Annotated in this window: 23 protein-coding genes; 14 read left to right on the top strand and 9 right to left on the bottom strand. The window is 71.2% G+C overall.

The annotated features are described in order from the left end of the window. Positions 1 to 3: 3 nt before the first annotated feature. The gene (gene uvrB, locus V5E28_RS03870) at positions 4 to 2,109 is read left to right on the top strand and encodes an excinuclease ABC subunit UvrB (RefSeq protein WP_336204940.1); all 2,106 of its coding nucleotides are present in this window, start codon (positions 4 to 6) and stop codon (positions 2,107 to 2,109) included. Positions 2,110 to 2,149: 40 nt separating this feature from the next. On the opposite strand, the gene V5E28_RS03875 is transcribed toward uvrB, so the two are convergent. Both V5E28_RS03875 and V5E28_RS03880 read right to left on the bottom strand, forming a co-directional pair. Next, a complete protein-coding gene (locus V5E28_RS03875; RefSeq protein WP_336204941.1) occupies positions 2,150 to 3,349 on the bottom strand; it encodes a CU044_5270 family protein in 1,200 nt (399 codons plus the stop codon). Continuing rightward, positions 3,342 to 3,917, bottom strand: a complete 576-nt coding sequence (locus V5E28_RS03880; RefSeq protein WP_336204942.1) for an RNA polymerase sigma factor — start codon at positions 3,915 to 3,917, stop codon at positions 3,342 to 3,344. The genes V5E28_RS03875 and V5E28_RS03880 overlap by 8 nt, the downstream gene beginning before the upstream one ends. 415 nt (positions 3,918 to 4,332) lie before the next feature. Between V5E28_RS03880 and V5E28_RS03885 the strand changes: the two genes are divergently transcribed. Next, positions 4,333 to 4,902: a hypothetical protein gene (locus V5E28_RS03885; protein WP_336204943.1), complete on the top strand. Its 570-nt coding sequence runs from the start codon at positions 4,333 to 4,335 to the stop codon at positions 4,900 to 4,902. A 29-nt stretch (positions 4,903 to 4,931) separates the two neighbouring features. On the opposite strand, the gene V5E28_RS03890 is transcribed toward V5E28_RS03885, so the two are convergent. Beyond that, entirely contained in the window at positions 4,932 to 5,537 is a 606-nt protein-coding gene (locus V5E28_RS03890) for a hypothetical protein (protein WP_336204944.1), read from the bottom strand. Between the two features lie 206 nt (positions 5,538 to 5,743). Between V5E28_RS03890 and V5E28_RS03895 the strand changes: the two genes are divergently transcribed. After that, positions 5,744 to 6,508, top strand: a complete 765-nt coding sequence (locus tag V5E28_RS03895; protein WP_336204945.1) for a glucose 1-dehydrogenase — start codon at positions 5,744 to 5,746, stop codon at positions 6,506 to 6,508. Positions 6,509 to 6,658: 150 nt separating this feature from the next. Here V5E28_RS03895 and V5E28_RS03900 read toward each other — a convergent pair whose 3' ends face one another. Next, entirely contained in the window at positions 6,659 to 7,423 is a 765-nt protein-coding gene (locus V5E28_RS03900; protein ID WP_336204946.1) for an alpha/beta fold hydrolase, read from the bottom strand. Between the two features lie 58 nt (positions 7,424 to 7,481). On the opposite strand from V5E28_RS03900, the gene V5E28_RS03905 reads away from it, so the two are divergent. Next, positions 7,482 to 8,051 carry a PadR family transcriptional regulator gene (locus V5E28_RS03905; RefSeq protein ID WP_336204947.1) on the top strand — a complete coding sequence of 190 codons (570 nt, stop codon included), beginning with the start codon at positions 7,482 to 7,484 and terminating at the stop codon, positions 8,049 to 8,051. On the opposite strand, the gene V5E28_RS03910 is transcribed toward V5E28_RS03905, so the two are convergent. Together V5E28_RS03910 and V5E28_RS03915 are read right to left on the bottom strand one after the other, a co-directional pair. Next, the gene (locus V5E28_RS03910) at positions 7,999 to 8,595 is read right to left on the bottom strand and encodes a DUF4126 domain-containing protein (protein ID WP_336204948.1); all 597 of its coding nucleotides are present in this window, start codon (positions 8,593 to 8,595) and stop codon (positions 7,999 to 8,001) included. The genes V5E28_RS03905 and V5E28_RS03910 overlap by 53 nt on opposite strands. A 4-nt stretch (positions 8,596 to 8,599) precedes the next feature. Next, positions 8,600 to 9,505, bottom strand: coding sequence for a phosphotransferase (locus V5E28_RS03915; protein WP_336204949.1), 906 nt, complete (start codon positions 9,503 to 9,505; stop codon positions 8,600 to 8,602). Positions 9,506 to 9,575: 70 nt separating this feature from the next. On the opposite strand from V5E28_RS03915, the gene V5E28_RS03920 reads away from it, so the two are divergent. Beyond that, positions 9,576 to 11,957: a GcvT family protein gene (locus V5E28_RS03920; RefSeq protein WP_336204950.1), complete on the top strand. Its 2,382-nt coding sequence runs from the start codon at positions 9,576 to 9,578 to the stop codon at positions 11,955 to 11,957. Here V5E28_RS03920 and V5E28_RS03925 read toward each other — a convergent pair. The 3 genes from V5E28_RS03925 to V5E28_RS03935 are packed head-to-tail and all read right to left on the bottom strand — an operon-like array spanning position 11,914 to position 14,537. After that, on the bottom strand, positions 11,914 to 12,714 hold the full coding sequence (locus tag V5E28_RS03925; RefSeq protein WP_336204951.1) for a GntR family transcriptional regulator: 801 nt from the start codon (positions 12,712 to 12,714) through the stop codon (positions 11,914 to 11,916). The two genes, V5E28_RS03920 and V5E28_RS03925, sit on opposite strands and share 44 nt — an antisense overlap. After that, the gene (locus V5E28_RS03930) at positions 12,711 to 13,835 is read right to left on the bottom strand and encodes an NAD(P)H-dependent flavin oxidoreductase (protein ID WP_336204952.1); all 1,125 of its coding nucleotides are present in this window, start codon (positions 13,833 to 13,835) and stop codon (positions 12,711 to 12,713) included. Before V5E28_RS03930 ends, V5E28_RS03925 begins: the two co-directional genes overlap by 4 nt. 9 nt (positions 13,836 to 13,844) lie before the next feature. Next, a complete protein-coding gene (locus V5E28_RS03935) occupies positions 13,845 to 14,537 on the bottom strand; it encodes an acyltransferase (protein ID WP_336204953.1) in 693 nt (230 codons plus the stop codon). 109 nt (positions 14,538 to 14,646) lie between these two features. Between V5E28_RS03935 and V5E28_RS03940 the strand changes: the two genes are divergently transcribed. The 9 genes from V5E28_RS03940 to V5E28_RS03980 all read left to right on the top strand — a co-directional run bounded on the left by V5E28_RS03940 (position 14,647) and on the right by V5E28_RS03980 (position 24,244). Beyond that, the gene (locus V5E28_RS03940) at positions 14,647 to 16,311 is read left to right on the top strand and encodes a CTP synthase (protein WP_336204954.1); all 1,665 of its coding nucleotides are present in this window, start codon (positions 14,647 to 14,649) and stop codon (positions 16,309 to 16,311) included. Continuing rightward, a complete protein-coding gene (locus V5E28_RS03945; protein ID WP_336204955.1) occupies positions 16,308 to 16,919 on the top strand; it encodes an NUDIX hydrolase in 612 nt (203 codons plus the stop codon). The genes V5E28_RS03940 and V5E28_RS03945 overlap by 4 nt, the downstream gene beginning before the upstream one ends. 14 nt (positions 16,920 to 16,933) lie before the next feature. After that, a complete protein-coding gene (locus V5E28_RS03950; protein ID WP_336204956.1) occupies positions 16,934 to 17,839 on the top strand; it encodes a site-specific tyrosine recombinase XerD in 906 nt (301 codons plus the stop codon). Between the two features lie 144 nt (positions 17,840 to 17,983). Beyond that, positions 17,984 to 18,925, top strand: coding sequence for a ParA family protein (locus tag V5E28_RS03955; protein ID WP_336204957.1), 942 nt, complete (start codon positions 17,984 to 17,986; stop codon positions 18,923 to 18,925). Further along, positions 18,922 to 19,740, top strand: coding sequence for a segregation and condensation protein A (locus V5E28_RS03960; RefSeq protein ID WP_336204958.1), 819 nt, complete (start codon positions 18,922 to 18,924; stop codon positions 19,738 to 19,740). Before V5E28_RS03955 ends, V5E28_RS03960 begins: the two co-directional genes overlap by 4 nt. Before the next feature lie 394 nt (positions 19,741 to 20,134). Beyond that, positions 20,135 to 20,656, top strand: a complete 522-nt coding sequence (scpB, locus tag V5E28_RS03965) for an SMC-Scp complex subunit ScpB (RefSeq protein WP_336205421.1) — start codon at positions 20,135 to 20,137, stop codon at positions 20,654 to 20,656. Beyond that, positions 20,653 to 22,701 (top strand): pseudouridine synthase, encoded by a 2,049-nt coding sequence (locus V5E28_RS03970; protein WP_336204959.1) that lies wholly within the window; start codon positions 20,653 to 20,655, stop codon positions 22,699 to 22,701. The genes scpB and V5E28_RS03970 overlap by 4 nt, the downstream gene beginning before the upstream one ends. 70 nt (positions 22,702 to 22,771) lie before the next feature. Beyond that, complete coding sequence (aroH, locus tag V5E28_RS03975) at positions 22,772 to 23,131, top strand: chorismate mutase (protein ID WP_336204960.1); 360 nt, start codon at positions 22,772 to 22,774, stop codon at positions 23,129 to 23,131. Positions 23,132 to 23,152: 21 nt separating this feature from the next. Then, positions 23,153 to 24,244 (top strand): prephenate dehydrogenase, encoded by a 1,092-nt coding sequence (locus V5E28_RS03980; protein WP_336204961.1) that lies wholly within the window; start codon positions 23,153 to 23,155, stop codon positions 24,242 to 24,244. Positions 24,245 to 24,272: the final 28 nt, after the last annotated feature.

Consider the following 24,272-nt stretch of genomic DNA (forward strand, 5'->3'; position numbering starts at 1 on the left):
AGCATGCGACCGGTCACAGATTTGCAGCGGAAGGTGGCGCCCTTCGAGGTCGTCACCGAGATGACTCCCTCCGGCGACCAGCCGACGGCCATCGCCGAGCTGGAGCGCCGCGTCACGGCCGGAGAGAAGGACAACGTCCTGCTGGGCGCCACCGGCACGGGCAAGACCGCCACCGTCGCCTGGCTCATCGAGCGGCTGCAGCGGCCCACGCTCGTCATGCAGCCCAACAAGACGCTCGCCGCCCAGTTCGCCAACGAGCTGCGCGAGATGCTCCCCAACAACGCGGTCGAATACTTCGTCTCCTATTACGACTACTACCAGCCTGAGGCCTACGTCCCGCAGAGCGACACCTACATCGAGAAGGACTCCTCGATCAACGACGAGGTGGAGCGGCTGCGCCACTCGGCGACCAACTCGCTGCTCACCCGCCGCGACACCATCGTCGTCGCCTCCGTCTCCTGCATCTACGGCCTCGGCACACCTCAGGAGTACGTCGACCGCATGGCCCGCCTGCGCGTCGGCATGGACGTCGACCGCGACCAGCTCCTGCGCCGCCTCGTCGACATGCAGTACACCCGCAACGACCTCGCCTTCACCCGGGGCACCTTCCGGGTGCGCGGCGACACCATCGAGATCATCCCCAAGTACGAAGAGCTCGCCGTCCGGATCGAGATGTTCGGCGACGAGATCGAGAAGCTCTCCACCATGCACCCGCTGACCGGCGAGGTCATCACGGAGGACGAGGAGCTCTACATCTTCCCCGCCTCCCACTACGTCGCCGGCGAGGAGCGGATGACGGCCGCCGTCACCGGCATCGAGGCCGAGCTGGGTGAGCGGCTGTCGGAGCTGGAGCGGCAGGGCAAGCTGCTGGAGGCCCAGCGGCTGCGCATGCGCACCACCTACGACCTCGAGATGATGCGCCAGATCGGCACCTGTTCCGGCATCGAGAACTACTCGCGTCACATGGACGGCCGGTCGCCCGGCAGCGCCCCCAACACGCTGATCGACTACTTCCCCGAGGACTTCCTGCTCGTCCTCGACGAGTCCCACCAGACCGTGCCGCAGATCGGCGCCATGTACGAAGGCGACGCCTCCCGCAAGCGCACCCTCGTCGACCACGGCTTCCGGCTGCCGTCCGCGCTCGACAACCGGCCTCTGAAGTGGGAGGAGTTCCTGGAGCGGATCGGGCAGACCGTCTACCTGTCGGCCACGCCCGGCCCCTACGAGCTCGGCCGCGCCAAGGGCGAGGTCGTCGAGCAGGTCATCCGGCCCACCGGGCTGATCGACCCCGAGATCGTCGTCAAGCCGACCAAGGGGCAGATCGACGACCTGGTGCACGAGATCCGCGAGCGGGCCGACCGCGACGAGCGCGTCCTGGTCACCACGCTCACCAAGAAGATGTCCGAGGACCTGACCGACTATCTGCTGGAGCTCGGCATCCGGGTGCGCTACCTGCACAGCGAGGTCGACACGTTGCGGCGGATCGAGCTGCTGCGCGAGCTGCGCAGCGGCGAGTTCGACGTGCTCGTCGGCATCAACCTGCTGCGTGAGGGGCTCGACCTGCCCGAGGTGTCGCTGGTCGCCATCCTGGACGCCGACAAGGAGGGGTTCCTGCGGTCCGAGACCTCCCTCATCCAGACCATCGGGCGAGCGGCCCGAAACGTGTCCGGGCAGGTGCACATGTACGCCGACAAGGTGACGCCGTCCATGGAGCGGGCCATCGACGAGACCAACCGGCGCCGGGCCAAGCAGGTCGCCTACAACGAGGCCAACGGGATCGATCCGCAGCCGTTGCGTAAGAAGATCGCCGACATTCTGGACTCGTTGCAGCGGGAGGACGCCGACACGCAGCAGCTCATGGGCGGCGGGCGGCAGCAGTCGCGCGGCAAGGCGCCGGTGCCCGGGTTCGCCGCCAAGGCGGGGCAGCATGCGAAGGCCATCGCGGGGGAGATGCCTCGGGCTCAGATGGAGTCCTTGATCGAGTCCCTCACCGAGCAGATGCATCAGGCCGCGGCCGATCTGCAGTTCGAGGTGGCCGCTCGGTTGCGGGACGAGATCAAGGAGCTCAAGCGGGAGCTGCGGGACATGCGGGAGGCCGGGGTCCGGTGAGGTTCGGCTCCTCGCTCATCCCGCCCGAGCGGGACGGCTGTCAGCGTGGCGGCTCCGTGTCGGTCCATTCGGTGACCTCGAACACCTGATACGAGGCCAGCTCGCCGGGGCGGTGGAATCGGTCAGGCATGTTCCTGGCCTTCAAGCTGCGGGACTCGCCGTCGTCCCCGGTGGGGAGTTTCCGGCTGCCTCGGGGCGGCGTCGCCACGAGGTCCAGGATGGCCAGCAGCCGCCCGGTGTCGGGACTGATGACCAACTGGCGCCTGTAGGTGCCCAGCTGCTTGGGGGCGGTGTAGAGGCCCAGAGGCACGGTGGTCTCCAGTGGCAGGGAGATGACTGTTCCGGTGCGGCCCAGCGGGTCGGTCGCCCTGCCCTCGGCCCTGACACCGGGCTGGGTCGCGAGCATCCGGAACACCGCTGCTCGCACGGTGGGCGGAGCGGGTGCTGTGGACAGCAGGGTTGCCGCCACGTCGCTCAGCGCCCGGACACGCTGCTGCCCTCGCAAGGCTCGGATCGGTTCCTTCCCGGTCTTCGAGGAGTATGCCTGCCAGCGGCCCCTCAGGTTCAGCAGGGCGTTCTCCAGCGCCTCCGGCTCCGTGGGCAGCTTGGCGATCTGATCCGGCGCCAGGCCGTAGTACCGGTCAGCGGCCGGCCTCCAGCCTGGGTCCTTCACCGAGGGCGGTTCCATGTCCAGGTACACCGAGCGCGCCGCTCCCTCCGGGGCCGGGATCCTCACCAGCTCGGGCGATCCCGCCGCCTGCCACTTCCGCTCATCCTGGGCGGTGAGCGGAACGTCGGCCAGCTCGATGTGGGCCGAGCGCCCCTTGCCGCTCCGGTCGGTCCAGGACTCGGACCCCTGCCTCGAATCGACCTTGTAGTGGTCCGCCGCGCTCGTGCCGACCGCGTAGATCCTGCCGCTGACGCTCTTCGTGTGCCAGTACTCGCCGACCGGTGCCTCCTGCGCCCTGGCGGCGGCCACCAGCAGTACGTCGCCCTGCCGAATAACGGCCCCGCTCCTACCGGGGCCGGGAGTAACACCCCTGTCCGACCGCAGGGGGACGACGGCGACGACCCCCACGACCAGGGCGGCCGTCGCCGCCAGGCTCACCACCGGAATCTTGAGACTGCGGCGGGGGCGGGCCGCGCCGCCACGCCAGTCGGTGCGCAGGGCGATCCGGTCCGGGTGCTCCTCCTGGGCGAGTGCCGTCCGCATGTGACGCAACGCGTCGAGTTCATCCATCGGTGGTCTCCTCAGGGAGGGTCTTGCGGAGCTTCGCCCGGACCCGGTGGATCTTGGCCTTGACGGTGCCGAGAGGCAGGTTCAGCGTCGCCGCGATCTCGGCGTACGACATCCCGCCCCAGGCCAGCAGCAGGATGACACTGCGCTCCTGCGCGCTCAGCGAGGCCAGGGACTTCGCCAGCCGGGAGCCGAGTGCCGCGGCCGACACGCGGTCGCTGGCCAGGTCGGCGACGTCCTCCTCGGCGGGGTCCACACCGGTCCGGGCGAACGCCCGGTACATGCGCGTCTCCTGCCGATGCTGCTTGGCGATCAGATTGCTGGCGATGCCCCACAACCACGCGCCGAACTCCGCGCGCCCGTCGAACCTCTCCCGCTGCCGGAACGCGGTCGCGAACGTTTCCGACACGAGGTCGTCGGCGAGGGCGAGCCCGAGGCGCCGTTTGACGTACGCGTGGAGCCGCGGCGAGTGGCGGCGGAACAGTTCACCGAACGCGTCCGGGTCTTCCAGGGAGGCGGCGACGATCCTCGAATCGTCCAACTCATCCCTGGCATGACTCACCATGGCCATGGGCATCTCTTCATGGCAGGGCGTCCTCCGTGCTTGGGGCGTGCTGACACCCTCCTCTATCCCGAAGCCCGCTCCCCGGTTGCACTCCGGGGCCTCGCCGGGTGTCCACTGGCCGCTTTCATCATGAACGCCCCCGACCTGAGGCTCCTGCGGTGCCCCGGTCAGAAGCCGCGGTGGTCCTGGCCGCTCTGGCTCAGGCGACCGCGAGGTTCCGCTCGGCCGGCGCGACGCCGCCGGAGATCGATCGCGGCGTACTGGCCGGCGGCGCAGCGCCTTGCTGACCCTGCCGTCGGTCCGTGCTGCGCCGCTGACCGCCACCGAGTGGGAGCGACTGCAGGACCTGACGAGCCTGCGCCTGCGGGGGCGGAGGCGAAATCGAGGTGAAAGCGGATGGGAGGGCTTGTACCGTGCGGGGATGCGCAGGTGTGAGGGGTGCGGGGAGTGGGAGCCCGCCGGCGCGCCGGACTGCGGGCGGTGTGCCGCAGTGGTGGACGAGATCGTCGAGGCGGGGTGGCGGGAGTTCGTCGAGCGGGAGTTCGCGGGCGCCACGGCGGACGACCAGCGGGCGATCGCCGAGATGGTGGTCGACGAGATCGATCGGCATCCCTGGCGGGTCGTCGACGCCGCCTACGACCGGCTTGAGTGTGCGGAGTGCGGGGAGAGGTTGAGCCGGGGCCCCGCCGGCTGTGCTGCGTGTGCCCGGGCTCATGGGTATCGGTACGCCGCCATTGAGGTGGATCGTCCAGGGGTGCCGCCCGGCAACGAGCATGCGTTGCGGGTCAACGTCTCGGTGGTGCGCAGATCGTACGGGATCTCGGCGCGGGAGGTGCAGGGCCGCAGGCTCTCGCTCCCGATCCTGCTCGACGGGCACCTTCCGAGCACCGCGCAGGCTCAGGCCGCCCGCGCGATCCTCAACAGGGGAGGCACGGTGGAGGAGTACGCGGAGTTCATCCACCGCGAGTGGACAGGTGACGTCAGCGTCTGATCTTGCCCAGGGCAGCCGGCGTCATGGAGTCAGGATGGGTCTCTGCGCTCCTGCATGGTGCGGCGGTAGAGCTCGTCGATCTCGTCCAGGGGGTCCGGGGCGCGGCGGCGGGCCTCGATCTCCAGGTCCGTGCGGGAGTGCAGGTCGTCGATGCCTGTGGCGGTGTGCTGGACCTGGTCGCTGAGGAGGTCGGCGCGGATGCGGGCGCACATGGCCGTCAGTTTGGCCTGGTGCTCGCGCAGCCGGCTGAGGGTGGCGTGGTCGACGTAGGGGGAGACGCGCCGCTGCTGCGCGTACATGCCGAGCTGGGTGTCGTGGATGTCGGCCTGGGCCGTCAGGTCCGCCAGGAGCCTGGGCAGGTCGCCGAGGCCCCAGCCCTGCTGCTGGGCCTGCTCCACGGCCTGGCGGGTGAGGGAGACCTCGCGCCGCAGGTCCAGCCGGAGGCGCTCCACCTCGGCGGCGTCGCCGGTGCCCATCGCGTTGACGTGCGTGGTCAGCCTGGTCGTGGCCTGCCTGGCCTTGACCGCGGCCTTCCTGCCCACTTTGACCAGGAAGTAGACGCCGACCCCGGTCACCAGTAGGAGGAAAGCCAGAATCACCAGCACGATGAGGACGATTTCGCTGATCGTGGCCACCTCCTGTTGAGTGCTCGCTGTCGAGGATATCTCGCTTGGGCGGCGGGGCCGCGTGTATGCGATTTCGCTGGTCCAACGAGCGGGTGCGGGTGCGGGTTCCGGAGCGGGCCGCACGTCTTGATCGGGATGTCGGGGCGTGCTTCAGTGCTGGTAGCCCCTCTCGAAGAGCACCCGTGGAGGGCGTTGCGATCGGGAGGAGCCCAGCCATGCTGGACGGCAAGGTCGTGATCATCACGGGCGGTGCGAGGGGGATGGGGGCGGCCACCGCCCGCCGCTGCGCCGCCGCCGGAGCGCGCGTCGTGGTCACCGACGTGCTGGTCGACGAGGGTACGGCCACCGCGAAGGAGGTCGGCGGCCGGTTCGTCGAGCACGACGTCACCGGCGAGGACGCGTGGGCCCGTGTCGTGGCGGCCGTGGTCGAGGAGCACGGCCGGGTCGACGGGCTGGTGAACAACGCGGGCATCGCCACCTCCATGGCGCTGGAGCAGCAGTCGCTGGAGGAGTTCGAACGCGTGCTCAAGGTGAATCTCGTCGGGGTGTTCCTCGGGCTGAAGGCCGTGGTGGCGGCGATGCGCGAGTCGGGAGGCGGGTCGATCGTCAACCTGTCGTCCGTGGCCGGGCTCACGGCTCTGCCCGGCACGGGTGGTTACGGGGCGTCGAAGTGGGGCGTCCGGGGGATCACGAAGATCGCGGCTCTGGAGTTCGCGGCCTCACGGGTGCGGGTCAACTCCGTGCATCCCGGCATGATCGTCACCCCGATGACGCTGTCGTACGGCGCTGTCTCCGGAGAGGGGCGCTTCCCTCTCGCCGCGGCCGGGAGATGGGGGGAGCCGGAGGAGGTGGCGGAGGCGATCGCGTTCCTGCTGTCGGACGCGGCGTCGTACGTCACCGGAGCGGAGCTGGCGGTGGACGGCGGCTGGACCGCGGGGGAGGGCGCGCTGCTGGCCAGGCTGGGCGGCTCGCCCGGATGACCCGAAAGGCCCGGCAGCGGGATGCGCTGCCGGGCCCTCGTGCGTGCGGGCGCTGGGCGGGGGCCACGGTGCGCCCACACGGCCTGTGTAGGTCTCACGACCGTACTGGCGGCGAGGGCGCCGGCGAATCAGCCTGCAGGCGGATGCGCGTCACCCTGACGGATGATCGGCCAGGAGCGCCGCGACCGTCCGCGTGAAGGCGTGCGGGTTGTCCAGCATGATGTTGTGCCCGCTGCCGGGGATCTCGACGACCTCGACACCGGTGGCGCGCAGGGCCTCGATCCCGGCCGGCGGGGCGTTCTCCGGGTGCAGGAAGGCGCGCGAAATCTGCTGGGACGTCAGCATGACGCGCATGGTGGGGGTCGTGCCCCTGGACAGGCCGACCGCCGTGCGGTGGAGGGCGCGCGGATCCGCCAGGCGCATCGTGGACCACCAGTGGGGGCCCACCCGGTCGCGGATCTCCTGCCAGCCGTGGGCGACGAAGTCGTCCTCGGTGTAACCGGCTATGCCGCTGCTGCCCGGCGGGACGTACGGGTCGAGGTTGGCGTCCACGAGGATCAGCTGGGAGACCAGGTCGGGATGGCGGTTGGCCAGGACGATGGCCACCGCGCCGCCCATGCTGTGGGCGATCACCGCCGCGCTCGTCACCCCGGCTTGGCGCAGAGCCTCGGCCAGCGTGTCCGCGTGGGCCTCCAGGGTGTAGGTGAAGTCCTCGGGGCGGTCGCTGATGCCGAAGCCGAGCAGATCGATCAGCAGCGAACGGTGGCCGGCCAGCAGCGGGTGCGCCGCGACCGCCGCGTAGTAGGGGGCGGAGGTGGCGCCGAGGCCGTGGACGTAGACGCGGGCGGGCTCCTCGCCGGGCAGCTCGACCCAGCGCATCCGGGCGCCGCTGGAATGGACTATGGCATCGTGCATGGGGGTCTCCTCATATATCGGGAGCAATATACATCGACATCGAGGTATAGTGGCAACCATGCTGGAACTGGCGATACTCGGATTCCTCAGGGACCGTCCGCTGCACGGTTACGACCTGCGTAAACGGGTGGCGGCGCTGATGGGGCACGTGCGGCCGGTGGCCGACGGCACGCTCTATCCGGCGATCAAGCGGATGGCCGGCGCGGGCTGGGTCACCAGGAAGGACGAGCCCGGAGCAGCCGCCGCGCCGAGGCGGACGCTCTACCTGAGCGGGCCGGGGCGCGCCGAGCTGGAGCGGCGGCTGCGGGAGCCGGGCGAGCTCGACATCAGCGACGAGAACCGGTGGTTCGTGCTGCTGGCGTTCCTGCGTCACCTGGACGATCCGGGCGCACAGGCGGCTGTGCTGCGCAGGCGGCTGGCGTTCCTGGAGGAGCCGACGAGCTTCTTCTACGACGACGGCGACCGGCCGATGGCGGCCGAGGAGTTCGCCGACCCGTTCAGGCGGGGACTGCTGACCATCGCGCACGCCACCAGCGAGGCGGAGCTGGGCTGGCTCCGCGCGACCGTCGAGCAGCTCACAAGCGGGGTGGGCGGCTCTTCCTGGCGCGGAAGCGGCGCACCTTCCTGATCGCCCACCAGGCCACCAGTGCCAGCGGCACCAGCGCGACGATGACCAGCAGCGGCATGAACACCGCGATCAGGCTCATGCCGAGCGAGCCGGCGTCCTCGACGGTGCTCGCGACCGGTGCGCCCACTCCGGCCGTGCCCGCGTTGATCACAGGCCGGCTCGCCGACTTGAGGGCGTGCACGGCCAGCGCCACCACGATGCCCAGCAGCCAGCTCGCCCACGGATTCGCCGTCATCCAGGTGGAGCTCTCCAGCTCGGCCGCGGCACTGGTGGCGCTGAAGACCACGCCGCCGGACGCGGGGCGGACCGCTGTCTGGATCGCGTCGTTCACGCTGTCGACCGCCGGCACCTTGTCCAGCACCATCTCCGCCACCAGCAACACCGCGATGATGGCCAGGACGCCCCAGTTGGACAGCCACGAGTAGCCGTCGGGCAGCTTCACCGCGTCGGTGACGTTCGCCAGCACACCCACCATGAGCAGCGGGATGTAGGCGTTCAGTCCGGCGGCCGTGGACAGGCCCAGCCCTGTCAGAGCAGCTAACATGCCCCTAGTCTGCCCGGGCTGCCTCGTCCATGAGACGCGGCAGGTCCGGCCCCCCGAACTCGGCCACGGCGCGCTCGTACTTCTCCATGCCCCACGACCAGAAGTCGAAGTCGATTGCGTCGTTGGCGCCGTCCTGGATGGACGCCCACAGGGTCCAGCCGTACTTGGACATCAGGCCGAGCAGCCGCGCACGCGCGATCTTGTTACGCAGGCGCCGGCCGTAGTAGGCGGTGACGAGCTCCTCGAGCTGGTCGAGCGACAGGTCCGACTCGCTCCAGGCGTTGCCCAGCTCGAAGCAGGGGTCGTTGTTGCCCGCGTACTCGTAGTCGATAAGCCAGAGCCGCTCGCCGTCGTCGATGATGTTGCCGGGCAGCAGGTCGTTGTTACAAGGAACGGTGCCTTCTGCGCGTATTTCCAGGCATTTTCGCAGCTGGGCGACCTGAGGCATGAAGTCCAGATACCCGGCAGGCAGCCGGAAGCCCCGCTCGCGCACGATCGCCAGGTAGTGCCGCTGGATGTCGAACATGTCGAAGTCACGGACGAACCTCGGCCCGGTGTGCAGTCGCCGGCAGACCTGCGCCACCCGCGGCAGGTTGGCCGAGTCACGGAGATCGGCCTCGGTGAACGTACGCCCGGGAAGGTAGCCCACCACCAGCACGCCCTCGTCCGGCAGGTAGTCGTGCACCGGCGCCCCCACCCCCGCCCGCGCGGCGGCGACCGAGGCGGCGTGCTCGGCGTCCCGGTCGATCGCGAGCAGCGAACCGTCGCTCGCCGACACGCGCACCACGTAGACGCCGCCGGGGGTGGTGACCTTGTAGTTTCGGTTGGTCAGCCCGCCGGGCAGCTCCACCACGGAGCGCGGCACGCCGGCCAGCAGGGGGATGCGGTCGAGAACCTCGGGCACGGCCATGGTCGATGCTAATCTCCGCCGCGCTAAACGGTCTAGACCTTTTACCCGGGTGGCGGTTAGCCTCGCCAGCATGAGCGACTCGGCCCGCATCGTGATCATCGGAGGCGGCGTGGGCGGCGCCTCCGTCGCCTACCACCTGACCATGCTCGGCGAGCGGGACGTGGTCCTGCTGGAGCGCGACGAGCTGACCAGCGGCTCGACCTTCCACTCCGCGGGACTCGTCGGCCAGCTCCGCGCCGACCCCACGCTGACCAGGATGAACCAGTATTCCGTCGAGCTCTACCGGACGCTGGACGCGGGCTGGACCGAGTGCGGCGGCATCAAGCTGGCCTCCACCCCCGAGCGCATGGCCGAGATCCGCCGCCAGATCGGCTGGGCCCGCACCTTCGGCCTGCCGCTGGAGGAGATCTCCGTCGCCGAGGCCGCCGAGCTGTTCCCGCTGATGAACCCCGAAGGCGTCGTCGGCGCCGCCTACCTGCCCACCGACGGCCAGATCGACCCCTCGCGCCTGTGCTACGAGCTGGCCGCCAAGGCGAGGCAGGGCGGCGCCCGGATCCGCACCCGCACCCGCGTGCTGGGGCTGGACGTCGCCGGCGGCAGGGTGACGAGGGTGCGCACCGACCAGGGCGACATCGACTGCGAGATCGTGGTCAACTGCGGCGGCATGTTCGCCGCCGAGATCGGCCGGATGGCAGGCGTGCGGATCCCGATCGTGCCGATGTCACACCAGTACGTGGTGACGGAGGGCTTCCACGACCACACCGGGCTGCCGACGCTGCGCGACCCCGACCTGCTCGTCTACTACCGGCAGGAGGTGAGCGGGCTGGTCATGGGCGGGTACGAGCGGACCTGCGCGCCGTGGACGGCCGATCGGACCACCTACGACGCGATCCCCGCGGACTTCAACGGCCGGCTGCTCGGCGAGGACTGGCCGCGCCTGGAGGAGATCTCCGACAACTCCAGGATCCGGGTGCCGGCCATGGCCGACGTCGGCATCCGCAAGCTGATCAACGGGCCGGAGGCGTTCACCCCGGACAACGAGTTCTGCCTGGGCGAGACCGAGGTCGGCGGCTTCTACGTGGCCGCCGGGTTCTGCGCGCACGGCATCGCGGGCGCCGGCGGCATCGGCAAGGTCATGGCCGAGTGGATCGTCGACGGCGAGCCGAGCATGGACGTCTGGCACATGGACATCCGCCGCTTCGGCCGCCACTACCGCTCGCCCTCCTACACGCTGGCCCGCGCCGTGGAGAACTACGAGACCTACTACGACATCCGCTACCCGGGCGACGAGCGCTCGGCGGGCCGCCCGCTCAAGGTCTCCCCGGCCTACGGCTGGCACGCCGCGCACGACGCGGTCTTCGGCGAGAAGGCGGGCTGGGAGCGGGTCAACTTCTACCGGCGCAACGCCCGGGGTGGCGACGACGAGCGGCCGAGGGGCTGGGCCGGCCGCAACTTCTCGCCCGCGATCGCCGCCGAGCACCGGGCCACCCGCTCGGCGGCGGGCCTGTTCGACGAGAGCTCCTTCGCCAAGATCGAGGTCACCGGGCCCGACGCGGCGTCGCTGCTGGAGTGGGTGTGCGACAACCGCGTCGCCCGCAAGGAGGGCGCCGTCACCTACACGCAGGCGCTCAACCGCCGGGGCGGCATCGAGTGCGACTTCACCGTCACCAGGCGGGGCGAGCAGGAGTTCCTCGTCGTCACCGGCACCGCCTTCGGCTCCCACGACCTGGGCTGGCTGCGCAAGCAGGCCCGGCTGCGCGGCGCCGACGTGCGCGTCGCGGACGTGACCGGCCAGTACGCCTGCTTCGCCCTGTGGGGGCCGCGCGCCCGCGACATCCTGTCGACCCTCACCCCGGATCCGCTGGAGTTCCCGTTCATGTCCGCCCGCGAGCTCACCGTCGGCGACGTGCCGGTGCTGGCGCTGCGCGTGACGTTCGTCGGCGAGCTCGGCTGGGAGCTCTACTGCTCCAGCGAGTACGGCCTGGCGCTGTGGCAGGCGCTGTGGCGGGCGGGCGAGCCGCAGGGGATGCTGGCCGGAGGCTACCGGGCCATCGACAGCCTGCGCCTGGAGAAGGGCTACCGCGTCTGGGGCGCCGACATCGGCCCGGAGACCACCCCGTACGAGGCCGGCCTGGGGTTCTGCGTCAAGCAGGACAAGGATTTCCTCGGCAAGGACGCGCTCGACCCCGCGCCGCGGCGCAGGCTGCGCTGCCTGACGCTCGGCGACCCGCGGGCCGTCGCGCTCGGCAACGAGCCGGTGCGGGTGGAGGGACAGGTCGTGGGCCGCGTCACCTCGGGCGGCTACGGCTACACCGTGGAGTCGTCCATCGCCTACGCCTACCTGGAGGCCGAGCCGGGCGCCAAGGTGGAGGTCGAGGTGGAGGGCGACTGGGTGGCCGGGAGCGTGGTCAGCGATCCGCTCTACGACCCGGCGGGGGAGCGGGTGCGCTGACGCCGCTGCGCACCGAGATGCGCACCCGGTCGGGGCGGAACAGGTCGCGCGCGTACTCCACCGGGGTGCCCGTCTCCGCGTAGGCGGTGCGCTCGATCAGCATGAGCGGCGCTCCCGGCTCGATGCCCAGCTCGGCGGCCTCGGCCGCGGCGGCGATCACCGGGTCGAGGTGCTCCACGGCGGTGCGCGGCGCGAGGTCGTAGTGCCCGGCGAGCAGCGCGTACAGCGACCCGCCGAGGTCCTGCTCCAGGAAGCCGGGCAGGGCGGGGAAGAAGGAGCGTTCGAGCGCCACCGGGGTCTGCCCGGCCGAGCGCACCCGCGCCACCTCGTGGACGGGGTCGCCGGGCGAGACCTCCAGCGCGGCGGCCGCGGCGGGAGAGGCGGGCACGGTGGCGGCCACGAGGATCCTCGCCGCGGCCCGCAGGTGTGCGCGCCGCATCTGCTCGGTGAACCCCGCCAGCCCGGTCAGGTCGCACTCGATGCGCGGCTCGGCCACGAACGCGCCGCCCCGCCGCCCGGGCACCCGCACCAGTACGCCGTCGCGCTCCAGCGTGGCCAGCGCCTGGCGGAGCGTCATCCTGCTCACGCCGAGCCGCGCGGCCAGCTCCCGCTCGCCGGGCAGCCGGTCGCCGGGCTCCATCTCGCCGCCCGCGATCGCATCGAGCAGCCACCGCTCGATCTGCACGTGCGCCGGAACCCCGGTGCCGCGCTCCAGTTCGGGCGGTGTCCCGACCAGACGCGCATGGTGGCCCGTCACCGCGACAGCCGGGCCAGCCGCTCCACCGCGTCGCCGAACTCGCTCACCATCTCGTACACCACCTCGCGGGCCGGCCTGACCCGGTCGAGCTGGCCCACGACCTGGCCGACGAAGTAGTTGGCCAGCTGCACCGCGCCGGGGTCGCCCCGCTCGGCGGCCTGGCCGATGCGGGCCATGGCCCCCTCGGCGACCAGCATCTGCAGCGGCATGCCGAGCGGGCCGGGGCTCTCCTGGCCGGAGTCCCACTCCTCGGTCCAGGCGGACTTGAGCTGCCGCGCGGGCTTGCCGGTGCGCGAGCGGGACCTGACCGTGTCGAGCGAGGAGGCGGCCAGCATCTTGCGCTTGACCGCGGGCGCGGTCTCGGCCTCCTCGGTGGTCAGCCAGACCGAGCCGCACCACACGCCCTCCGCGCCCAGCGCCATGGCGGCCGCCATCTGCCGTCCCGAGGCGATCCCGCCTGCCGCCAGCACTGGGACCGGCGCCACGGCGTCCACCACCTGCGGCACCAGCACCATGGTGGCGATCTCACCGGTGTGGCCGCCCGCCTCGGTGCCCTGCGCGACGATGAGGTCGGCGCCCGCCGCCACCTGCCTGCGCGCGTGCTCGACGGTCCCGACCAGTGCCGCCACCGGCACGCCCGCCTGCCGCGCGCTCGCGACCATCTCCGGAGGAGGCGGCCCGAGCGCGCTGGCGATCAGCCCGATCGGGTGCTTGAGCGCCACGTCGATCAGCCCGGTCGCGCCCGCCGCGGTCACCCGCCTGCCGAACTCGTCGGCCGAGGCGCCGGCCAGCGGCCCGGGCCCGCTCACCCCGTATTTGGACAGCAGGTGGGTGACGAAGTCGCGATGCCGTTCGGGGATGGCGTCGGCCAGGCGCGCGCCGCGGTCCAGCGCGGACGCGTCGACCTTGCCGGGCACGAGCACGTCCACGCCGTAGGGCCTGCCGCCCACCTGCTCGTCGATCCAGGTGAGCTCGGTGTCGAGCTGTTCGGGTGTGTACGCGATCGCGCCTAGCACGCCGAAGCCGCCCGCGTTGGTGACCGCGGCCACCACGTCGCGGCAGTGGCTGAAGGCGAACAGGGGGAACTCGACGCCGAGGCGTTCGCAGATAGCGGTCCGCATGATCTGACGCTAACCGCCAGAAGCATGTTCGGTCCAGGAGGTGACCAGGCGTCCGCCGGCCGATCCGCGCCCGCCCGCCGCCGGCGAGTGCCAGCCCAGCTCCTTGTCGTAGCTGCGCACCAGCTTGGCCGGCACGCCCGCCACCACGCTGTGGTCGGGGAACTCGCCACGCACCACCGCGCCGCCCGCCACCACGCACTGGCGGCCCAGATGGGTCCCCGGCAGGATGATGGCGCCCGCGCCCAGCCACGAGCCCGAGCCGATCGAGACCGGGCTGTTACGCGGCCACTGCCTGCCGATCGGCGTCTCCGGGTCGTCGTAGACGTGGTTCTGGTCGGTGATGTAGACGTACGGACCGGTGAAGACGTCGGCGCCGATGTCGATCGACTGGTGGGCGACGATGTGCGTGCCCCTGCCGATCGAGCAGCTCGGGCCGATCCGCAGGATCGAGTCCGGGCCCAGGTCCGCGCCCGGCCACATGCCGCACGACAGTGAAACGCGCTCGCCGATGAGCGTGTGCTCGCCGACCTCTATCCACTCCTCGCCGAAGATCGCGCCCGGCGGGAAGGCGATCTTGGCGCCGGCGCCCAGGCGGCGGAACCCGTGGCCTCCCGGAGAGGCCGGGGTGATGGCGCCCGCGTTGCGGATCGCCGTGTAGGCGCGGTGGACCAGCTTGCCGATCGCCCGCCGTACAAGTGACATAAAGACCAAAGTTACCGCTAGGTCAAGCTGTTCGGGCATGTCGGGGAGGTTGTTTGATATCCTGAGAGCCCGTGGACACTTGACCACACCTCGAGCCACGGGAGCCTCCTTGCGCAGCGCATCGCAAACCAAGCATCTGTTCGTCACCGGCGGTGTCGCCTCCAGTCTCGGCAAGGGGCTCACGGCGTCCAGCCTGGGCCGCCTGCTCAAGGGGCGCGGCCTCCGCGTCACCATGCAGAAGCTGGACCCCTACCTCAACGTCGACCCCGGCACCATGAACCCGTTCCAGCACGGCGAGGTGTTCGTGACCGACGACGGCGCGGAGACCGACCTCGACGTCGGCCACTACGAGCGCTTCCTCGACACCGACCTCCACGGCTCGGCCAACGTGACCACCGGCCAGGTCTACTCCAACGTGATCGCCAAGGAGCGGCGCGGCGAATACCTCGGCGACACCGTCCAGGTCATCCCGCACATCACCAACGAGATCAAGGACCGCATCCGCGGCATGGCCGGCCCCGAGGTGGACGTGGTCATCACCGAAGTGGGCGGCACTGTCGGCGACATCGAGTCGCTGCCGTTCCTTGAGGCGGTCCGGCAGATCAGACACGAGGTCGGCCGCGACAACGTCTTCTTCCTGCACGTCTCCCTGCTGCCCTACATCGGCCCGTCGGGCGAGCTCAAGACCAAGCCTACCCAGCACAGCGTGGCCGCCCTGCGCAGCATCGGCATCCAGCCCGACGCGATCGTGCTGCGCTCCGACCGGCCCGTCCAGATGTCGATCAAGCGCAAGATCAGCCTGATGTGCGACGTGGACGAGGACGCCGTCGTCAGCTGCGTCGACGCCGCCTCCATCTACGACATCCCCAAGGTGCTGCACTCCGAAGGGCTCGACGCCTACGTCGTGCGCCGGCTCGGCCTGCCGTTCAGGGACGTGGACTGGAAGGAGTGGGAGCAGCTCCTGCGCCGCGTGCACCGCCCGGCCAAGGAGGTCACCGTCGCCCTGGTCGGCAAGTACATCGACCTGCCCGACGCCTACCTGTCGGTCACCGAGGCGCTGCGCGCGGGCGGCTTCGCCAACGACGCCCGCGTCAACATCCGCTGGGTCAAGAGCGACGACTGCGAGACCCCCGAAGGCGCCGAGCGCGAGCTCGACGGCGTCGACGGCGTGCTGATCCCCGGCGGGTTCGGCGTGCGCGGCATCGAAGGCAAGATCGGCGCCATCCGCCACGCCCGCGAGAACAAGATCCCGCTGCTCGGCATCTGCCTCGGCATGCAGGGCATGGTCATCGAGGCCGCCCGCAACATGGCCGGCATCGAGGACGCCAACTCCGCGGAGTTCGACCCCGACACCAAGCACCCGGTCATCTCCACCATGGCCGACCAGGAGGACGTCGTCGCAGGCGAGCGCGACATGGGCGGCACCATGCGCCTGGGCGTCTACACCGCCAAACTCGGCGAGGACACCCTGGCCCGCAGGCTCTACGGCGGCAAGGCCAAGGCCGACGAGCGCCACCGCCACAGGTACGAGGTCAACAACGCCTACCGTGACAAGCTCGAGCAGGTCGGGCTGGTCTTCTCCGGCGTCTCGCCCGACGGCCGCCTGGTCGAATACACCGAGCTGCCCGCCGAGGCGCACCCGTTCTTCATCGGCACCCAGGCGCATCCCGAGTTCCGCTCCCGCCCCACCAGGGCCAATCCGATGTTCAAGGGGCTCATCCACGCCGCCCTGGTCTACGCCGACGGCCGGATCGCCGACAAGGTGTCGAAGTGAGGATCGAGGACACGCCCGAGGCCTGGGACGTCGTCGAGTCCAAGCACCGGTTCAAGGGGCACGTCATGGACGTCGTCACCGACACCGTGCGGATGCCGGGCGAGGAGATCGCCGACCGCGACTACGTCGTCCATCCCGGCGCGGTCGCGGTGGTGGCGCTGGACGAGGACGACCGGGTCCTGCTCATCCGGCAGTACCGCCACCCGACGCGCCACCTGCTGTGGGAACTTCCCGCCGGACTGCGCGACGTCGAGGGCGAGCCGCTGGTCACGGGGGCCGCCCGGGAGCTGGCCGAGGAGGCCGGCTACCGCGCCCGCACCTGGCACACCCTGATCGACCTCTACACCTCGCCCGGCATGTCGAACGAGCGCATCCGCGTCTTCCTGGCCCGCGGCCTGACCAAGATCCCCGACGAGGAGAACGGCTTCGTACACCGGCACGAGGAGATCGGCATGCCGGTCGAGTGGGTGCCGCTCGCCGACGCCGTCGAGCACGCCCTGATGGGAATGATCCACAATTCCCCGGCCGTGGCCGGTATCCTCGCCGCGTACGCGGCTTCGGTTGAGGGGTTCGGTCTGTTGCGCCCCGCCGACGCACCCGAGGTCTGACGGAAGGACCATCCGTGGAGGCGGTGCTCTCCAGCTACCTCGCCCATCTGGCGGTGGAACGGGGCCTGGCTGCCAACACGCTCGCGTCCTACCGGCGTGACCTGCGCCGCTATCTGGAGCACCTGCAGGCCCGCGGCCGCCTCCGCCTCGACGAGGTGGGGGAGGCCGACGTGCGCGGCTTCCTCACCGCGCTGCGCCAGGGAGACGGTGATCATCCCGCCCTCGTGGCCAGCTCGGCCGCCCGCGCCGTCTCCGCCGTACGCGGCCTGCACCGCTTCGCGCTGCGCGAGGGCGTCACCCAGCACGACCCCGCGCACGCGGTACGACCGCCGCGCCAACTCCGCAGGCTCCCCAAGGCCGTCGCCGTCGACGAGGTGGAACGGCTCATCGCCGCCTCCGGCCCCGACGGCGCGCCTCTCACCCTCCGCAACCGCGCCCTGCTCGAAGTCCTGTACGGCACCGGCGCCCGCATCTCGGAAGCCGTCGGCCTGGCGGTCGACGACCTGGACGACGAGCAGGTGCTGCTGCGCGGCAAGGGAGGCCGCGCCAGGATGGTGCCACTCGGCCGCTACGCCCGCTCGGCCCTGGACGCCTACCTGGTCAGGGCCAGGCCAGGCCTGCTGGCCCACGGCCGTGGCACCTCCGCCGTGTTCCTCAACGCCCGGGGTGGCCGCCTGACCAGGCAGGGAGCCTGGGACGTGCTGCAGTCCGCCGCCGAACGAGCCGGACTCCCCGGGATATCTCCACACGTTCTCCGGCATTCCTTCGCAACCCACCTCCTCGACGGCGGCGCCGACGTTAGGGTGGTCCAGGAGCTCCTCGGGCACGCCTCGGTGACGACCACTCAGGTCTACACCCTGGTCACGGTCGACAAGCTTCGCGAGGTGTACGCCGCCGCGCATCCCCGTGCCCTGAAGTGATCTATAGTCTTCTGGGTCATACGGCATTTCGGCGTGCCGCCTTGCCACGTGTGACTCCGGCGTGCCGCCTTGCCGGGTTTGGTGGTGACGCCATAGTGTCCGTCCGGACGGTCCGGTTCGGGATCGTCAGGGAGGTTCGAGCTGGTGACTGTGAAGACCAACGGTTCGACCCCGGGGACCCCCGACAACCCCTGGGGTGACACGAAGACCAACGCGCCTTCCAGCGGCGTGAATCTGGGCCCCACGCGGCGCCCCCGGCCGGTGTTTCCCGAGCCGGTCCCGCGCGATACGCACGGCCCGGCCCGGGTGGTCGCCATGGTCAACCAGAAGGGCGGGGTCGGCAAGACCACCACCACCATCAACCTCGGCGCCGCCCTCGTGGAGTACGGCCTGAAGGTGCTGCTCGTCGACTTCGACCCGCAGGGCGCCCTGTCCGTCGGCCTCGGCATCAACCCGCTGCAGCTCGACCTCACGGTCTACAACCTGCTGATGGAGCGCAACGTCACCGCCGAGGACGTGCTGCTCGAAACCGGCGTCGAGGGCCTCGACCTGCTGCCCAGCAACATCGACCTGTCGGCCGCCGAAGTCCAGCTCGTCACCGAGGTCGCCCGCGAGCAGGTGCTCGGCCGCGTCATCAAGCCGCTGCTGCCGCACTACGACGTGTGCCTCATCGACTGCCAGCCGTCGCTCGGCCTGCTCACCATCAACGCGCTCACCTGCGCGCAGGGCGTCATGGTGCCGCTGGAGTGCGAGTTCTTCGCGCTGCGCGGCGTCGCCCTGCTCATGGACACCATCACCAAGGTGCAGGAGCGGCTCAACGAGGACCTCGAGATCGAGGGCCTGCTCGCCACCATGTACGACGCCCGCACCCTGCACGGCCGCGAGGTCCTCGCCCGGGTCGTGGAGGCGTTCGGCGACAAGGTGTTCCACACGGTGATCAACCGCACCGTCCGGTTCCCCGACGCCACCGTCGCCGGCGAGCCGATCACCACCTTCGACCCGTCCTCCCTGGGCGCCAACGCCTATCGTGAGCTGGCGCGCGAGGTGCTGTCGCGCTGGCCCGCGCCTGCGACAATGGCCAGGTGACCGAGCAGCAGACCGAGCCTCAGGGTTTCCAGGTTCACCTGGACGTCTTCGAGGGCCCCTTCGATCTGCTTTTGGGCCTGATCTCCAAGCACAAGCTCGACATCACCGAGATCTCGCTCTCCCAGGTCACCGACGAGTTCATCGCCTACATCCGCTCCAGCAGCCCCGAGTGGGACCTCGACCAGACCAGCCACTTCCTCCTGGTCGCGGCCACCCTCCTGGACCTCAAGGCGGCTCGGCTGCTGCCCTCGGGCGAGGTCGAGGACGAAGAGGACCTCGCCCTGCTGGAGGCCCGCGACCTGCTGTTCGCCCGCCTCCTGCAGTACAAGGCCTACAAGGAGGTGGCCAAGGTCTTCGCCGGGAGCATGGCCCAGGAAGCCCTCCGCTTCCCCCGCACCGTCGCCATGGAGCCCCAGTTCGCCGACCTGCTGCCGGAGCTCATCCTCGGCATCGGCCCCGAGCAGCTGGCCAGGATCGCCGCCCGGGCCTTCACCCCCAAGCTCCCGCCGACCGTCAACGTCGGCCACATCTACCAACCGCTCGCCAGCGTGCGCGAGCAAGCCGCTATCCTGGTCCAGCGCCTGCGCCGGATGCGCAGGGCCACCTTCCGGGCCCTGGTCGCCGACTGCGAGGGCACTTACGAGGTCATCGCCCGCTTCCTGGCCGTCCTGGAGCTCTTCCGGGAGTCGGCCGTCACGTTCGACCAGCTCGAACCACTCGGCGACCTGCACGTGACCTGGACCGGCGCCGACGACGGTGACGTCTCGGTCGGCGACGACTACGAGGAGAGCCCGGAGAAACCCGCAGATGACTGAGCACCCCCGGCCGGACTCCACCGACTCCCGCGAAGCGGACCGGATCCCCGCCTGGATGACCCTCCCCGGCTCCCTCGCGGCCACGGAGACACCCGGAGATCCCACTCCGGACGACGCTCCTTCGCACGGGGACGCCGACGTCCCGGCGACGCCGGATCACCCTGATGAAGCCTCCGAAGCCTCGGAGGAAGAGGAGGCGGGGTTCACACCGGACGCCCCGGCGCGTGCGGATGCGAGGGAGGTCTCGACGGCCCCCGAGGATGCGCCCGTGGGACCTTCCGAGGACTTCGAGGTCGCCTCCGCGGGTGTCCCCGGCGCCGGTGCGTCGGGCGGGGCCGAGGAACTCGGGCAGCCCGGTGAGCCGCAGGTTGAGGCGCCCGCGCTCAAGACGGCGCTGGAAGCAATCCTGCTCGTCGTCGACGAGCCTGTCGCCGAGGTGACGCTGGCCCAGGTGCTGGAGCGCCCCACGCACCAGGTGGCGGCAGCGCTGCGGGAGCTGGCTGAGGAATACACCGCCGCCGGACGGGGTTTCGACCTGAGAGAGGTCGCAGGCGGCTGGCGTTACTACACGCGCGCCGACTGCGCACAGCTGGTCGAGCGGTTCGTCCGTGACGGCCAGCAGACGCGGCTGACCCAGGCCGCGCTCGAAACACTCGCGGTCGTGGCCTACCGGCAACCGGTGAGCCGCGCTCGTGTCGCCGCCGTACGCGGCGTCAACAGCGACGGCGTCATGCGGACGCTCGTCGCGAGGGGGCTGGTCGAAGAGGCCGGCACCGACCCGGAGAGCCAAGCAGTGCTCTACCGGACAAGCTCATACTTCCTTGAACGTCTGGGACTGAGGGACCTGAGCGAGCTCCCCGAGCTCGCGCCCTTCCTCCCCGACGACGTGGAAAACCTCGAGGAGACAACAAAGTGATCAACAGGCGAAGCACCCCGTCCGGTGATGGACGCGGTCGTGGACGCGCCGGCGGTTCCAGCCGTGGCGGGCGTCCCGCCTTCCGCTCGGACGACACGCGCGGCGCCACCCGCCGCGACGACTTCCGTGACGGTCCCCGCCGTGACGACCGCGGCGGTTCCCACCGAGACGACGTACGCGGCCCCCGCCGTGACGACTCCCGCAGCGATGACCGTGGCGGGTTCCGCCGCGACGATCGCGCGGGCCGTGACGACTCCCGTGGCGGATTCCGCCGCGACGACTCCCGGGGCGGGTCGCCCCGTGACGGCGGCCGTGACGGCGCCCGTGGCGGCTACCGCGGCGCCTCCGGCCGTGACGACCACCGCGGCGGTCCCCGCCGCGACGACAGTGACCGCGGCTACGGCCGCGACTCCAGGAGCGAGGCCGGGCCCGCTCGCGACTCGCTCCGCGCCGACCGCGGTGGGGCCCGCGCCCGGTACGGCAAGTCTCCCGGCCGCGACAGCCGGGAGCGTACGGGGTTCGACGGCGGCCGGTCCGAGCGCCGTTACGACAACCGGTCCGAGGGGCGCGAGGGTTACGGCTCGGCGTCTCGCGGTGACCGCGACGACTTCCGCCCGGCGCCTCGCGGCGACCGTGAGGGCTACCGTCCGGCTTCCCGTGACGGCGCCCGCCCCGCGGGTGGCGACCGGGAGGGCTTCCGGTCCAGCAGGGGCGGTGACCGCGAGAGTTACCGTCCCGGCGGCCGTGACGGCTCCGCGCGGCGTAACGAGCGCGGCGGCTTCCGTGACCGCCGTCCGGACAGCGGCGCCCCAGGCGGTGACCGCCGTGGAGCCGACCCGCGCGGCGGCGCGGCCGACGGTGAGCGCGGCGGCTACGGCGCCGACCGGCGTGGCTACAGCAGTGACCAGCGCGGTGAGCGCGGTGAGCGTGGTGGCTACAGCGGCGACCAGCGCGGTGAGCGCGGGGGCCGTGGCCACTCCGACGGCGGCGTCCGCGAGGACCGTGGCGGGTTCCGGGCCGACCGGAGCGGGCGCAGGGAAGGCGCCTCCGAGGGCGGTGCGACCCGGGCCAGGTTCGGCAGGCGCGACGAGGGCCGCGGCGGTGGCCGCGCCTCCGGGCGGGACGACGGCCGCGGTGGCCGTACCCCCAGGAGGGACGGCGTGCAGACGATCGGCGGCGGGCCCCGTGCCGGCTACGGCGGGAGCCGCGGCGGGCAGGACCAGCCGCCGCGCGACCGGTTCAAGACGGCTCGCCAGCCGATGCGGGACCGCGACCTGTTCCCCGAGGGCTACACCGACGAGCGGGACACCACCGAGGTGCCCGGCGGCGTCCGGCTGCAGAAGGTGCTCGCGCAGGCGGGTGTCGCCAGCCGCCGCGCCTGCGAGGAGATGATCGGCGACGGTCGTGTCACCGTGAACGGGCAGGTCGTGCGGAGGTTCGGGGCCAAGGTGGACCCCGCCACGCAGATCATCCACGTCGACGGCAAGCGCATCCCGACCGCTCCCGACCTGGTCTACTACGCGCTCAACAAGCCCATCGGCGTCGTGTCCACCATGGACGACCCGCAGGGGCGGCCGTGCCTGGCCGACTTCGTCGAGGAGCTCGCGCCGAGGCTGTTCCACGTGGGCAGGCTCGACACCGAGACCGAGGGCCTGCTGCTGCTGACCAACGACGGTGAGCTGGCCAACCGGCTGACGCACCCGAGCTACGGCGTGCAGAAGAAGTACTGGGCGAAGGTGCCCGGCCCGATCCCGCGCGACCTGGGCCGCCGGCTCAAGCAGGGGATCGAGCTGGAGGACGGCCTCGCCAGGGCCGACAGCTTCGCGATCGTGCAGGAGCACGGCCAGCAGGCACTGGTCGAGGTGGTGCTGCACGAGGGCCGCAAGCACGTCGTACGGCGCATGCTCGAAGAGGCCGGTCACCGGGTCATCGACCTGGCCCGGATCGAGTTCGGCCCGGTCAAGCTGGGCCGTACCAAGCCGGGCACCATCAGGTCGCTGAGCCTGAAGGAGGTCGGCGAGCTTTACGCCGCCGTAAAGCTGTAACCTGACCAGAACGCAGGAGCCCGTGCGAATCTCCGCACGGGCTCTCCCGCTTATAGAAGGAGCGAAGCGCATGGTGAGGGCGATCCGCGGGGCGATCCAGGTGGATGCCGACGACCGCGACTCGATCATCGAGGGGACGACCGAGCTGGTCGCCCAGATCATGGCGCGCAACGAGCTCACCACGGACGACGTGATCAGCGTGCTGTTCACGGCGACGCCCGACCTGACCGCGGAGTTCCCCGCGCTGGCGGCGCGCAAGCTCGGATTCCACGAGGTGCCGCTGATCTGCACCACGGAGATCGACGTGCCTGGCGCGCTGCCCCGGGTGGTGCGGCTCATGGCGCATGTGGAGACCGACCGCCCGCGCTCCGCCATCCAGCACGTCTACCTGCGCGGCGCCGTCGCGCTGCGCCAGGACATCGCTCAGTAATCACACCTCCAGGACGAAGACATGGCCACCGAACTCCGCACCGTGCTGGTAGTGGGCACCGGTCTCATCGGCACCTCGCTTGCCCTGGCACTGCGCCAGAAGGGCGTGCGCGTGCTGCTCGCCGACCGCGACCAGGGCGCTGTCCGGCTGGCGCGGGAGCTCGGCGCCGGTGAGGAGTGGCAGCCCGGCCGCCCGCCCGCGGAGATCGACCTCGCGGTGATCGCGGTGCCGCCAGGGCATGTCGCCAGCGAGCTGCTGGAGCTGCAGCGCGACGGCGTCGCCCGCTTCTACACCGACGTGGCCAGCGTCAAGGCGGAGCCGATCGAGCGCGCCGTCCAGCTCGGTTGTGATCTGACCAGCTACGTCGCCTCCCATCCGCTCGCCGGGCGGGAGAAGTCCGGTCCCGGCGCGGGCAGAGTGGATCTGTTCCTGGGCCGGCCATGGGCGATCTGCCCCACGGCCGAGGCGTCCGCGGAGGCCAGGGCGGCGGTGCTGCGGCTGATCGAGCTGTGCGGCGCCAACCCGGTCGAGGTGGACGCCGCCGACCACGACAGGGCGGTGGCCGTCGTCTCCCACGCTCCGCACGTGACCGCCTCGGCTGTCGCGGCGCGCCTGGCCGACGCCTCCGAGGTGGCGCTCGGCCTGGCGGGGCAGGGCGTCCGCGACGTGACCAGGATCGCGGGCGGCGACCCGACCCTGTGGCTGGGCATCCTGTCGGGCAACGCGGCACCGGTCGCCGAGGTGCTGGAGGCGGTCTCCCGCGATCTGGCCGAGGCCGCGACCGCGCTGCGCGCGCTGGCCGGCGGCGACGGCACGGCGCATGGCGAGCTCACCCAGCTGCTCAAGCGCGGGGTCGCGGGCCACGACCGGATCCCGGGCAAGCACGGCGGTCCCGCCTCCGCCTACGTCGTCGTCCAGGTCGTCATCGGCGACCGCCCCGGCCAGCTCGCCAGGCTCTTCCAGGTCTGCGACGAGGTCGGCGTCAACGTCGAGGACGTCCGCCTGGAGCACGCGCCCGGCCTGCCGCTGGGCATCGCCGAGGTGTCGGTGCAGCCCGATTCGGCCCCGGTCCTCACCCGGGCCCTGCGCGAGCGGGACTGGCAGCTCCCCTAGTCACCTGGCGCCGCGATGTCACAACCCG

Origin of the sequence: Nonomuraea sp. LPB2021202275-12-8, from assembly GCF_037044575.1 — a bacterium.
Classification (GTDB): domain Bacteria; phylum Actinomycetota; class Actinomycetes; order Streptosporangiales; family Streptosporangiaceae; genus Nonomuraea.

What these genes read in the sequence shown, in the direction of transcription:
- V5E28_RS03915 (WP_336204949.1), bottom strand. Translation starts at nt 9,505, where the DNA reads ATGGCCGTGCCCGAGGTTCTCGACCGCATCCCCCTGCTGGCCGGCGTG.
- aroH (WP_336204960.1), top strand. Translation starts at nt 22,772, where the DNA reads ATGGTGAGGGCGATCCGCGGGGCGATCCAGGTGGATGCCGACGACCGC.
- V5E28_RS03980 (WP_336204961.1), top strand. Translation starts at nt 23,153, where the DNA reads ATGGCCACCGAACTCCGCACCGTGCTGGTAGTGGGCACCGGTCTCATC.
- V5E28_RS03930 (WP_336204952.1), bottom strand. Translation starts at nt 13,835, where the DNA reads ATGCGGACCGCTATCTGCGAACGCCTCGGCGTCGAGTTCCCCCTGTTC.
- V5E28_RS03885 (WP_336204943.1), top strand. Translation starts at nt 4,333, where the DNA reads ATGCGCAGGTGTGAGGGGTGCGGGGAGTGGGAGCCCGCCGGCGCGCCG.
- V5E28_RS03910 (WP_336204948.1), bottom strand. Translation starts at nt 8,595, where the DNA reads ATGTTAGCTGCTCTGACAGGGCTGGGCCTGTCCACGGCCGCCGGACTG.
- V5E28_RS03880 (WP_336204942.1), bottom strand. Translation starts at nt 3,917, where the DNA reads ATGGCCATGGTGAGTCATGCCAGGGATGAGTTGGACGATTCGAGGATC.
- V5E28_RS03900 (WP_336204946.1), bottom strand. Translation starts at nt 7,423, where the DNA reads ATGCACGATGCCATAGTCCATTCCAGCGGCGCCCGGATGCGCTGGGTC.
- V5E28_RS03875 (WP_336204941.1), bottom strand. Translation starts at nt 3,349, where the DNA reads ATGGATGAACTCGACGCGTTGCGTCACATGCGGACGGCACTCGCCCAG.
- V5E28_RS03920 (WP_336204950.1), top strand. Translation starts at nt 9,576, where the DNA reads ATGAGCGACTCGGCCCGCATCGTGATCATCGGAGGCGGCGTGGGCGGC.
- V5E28_RS03905 (WP_336204947.1), top strand. Translation starts at nt 7,482, where the DNA reads ATGCTGGAACTGGCGATACTCGGATTCCTCAGGGACCGTCCGCTGCAC.
- V5E28_RS03935 (WP_336204953.1), bottom strand. Translation starts at nt 14,537, where the DNA reads ATGTCACTTGTACGGCGGGCGATCGGCAAGCTGGTCCACCGCGCCTAC.
- V5E28_RS03895 (WP_336204945.1), top strand. Translation starts at nt 5,744, where the DNA reads ATGCTGGACGGCAAGGTCGTGATCATCACGGGCGGTGCGAGGGGGATG.
- uvrB (WP_336204940.1), top strand. Translation starts at nt 4, where the DNA reads ATGCGACCGGTCACAGATTTGCAGCGGAAGGTGGCGCCCTTCGAGGTC.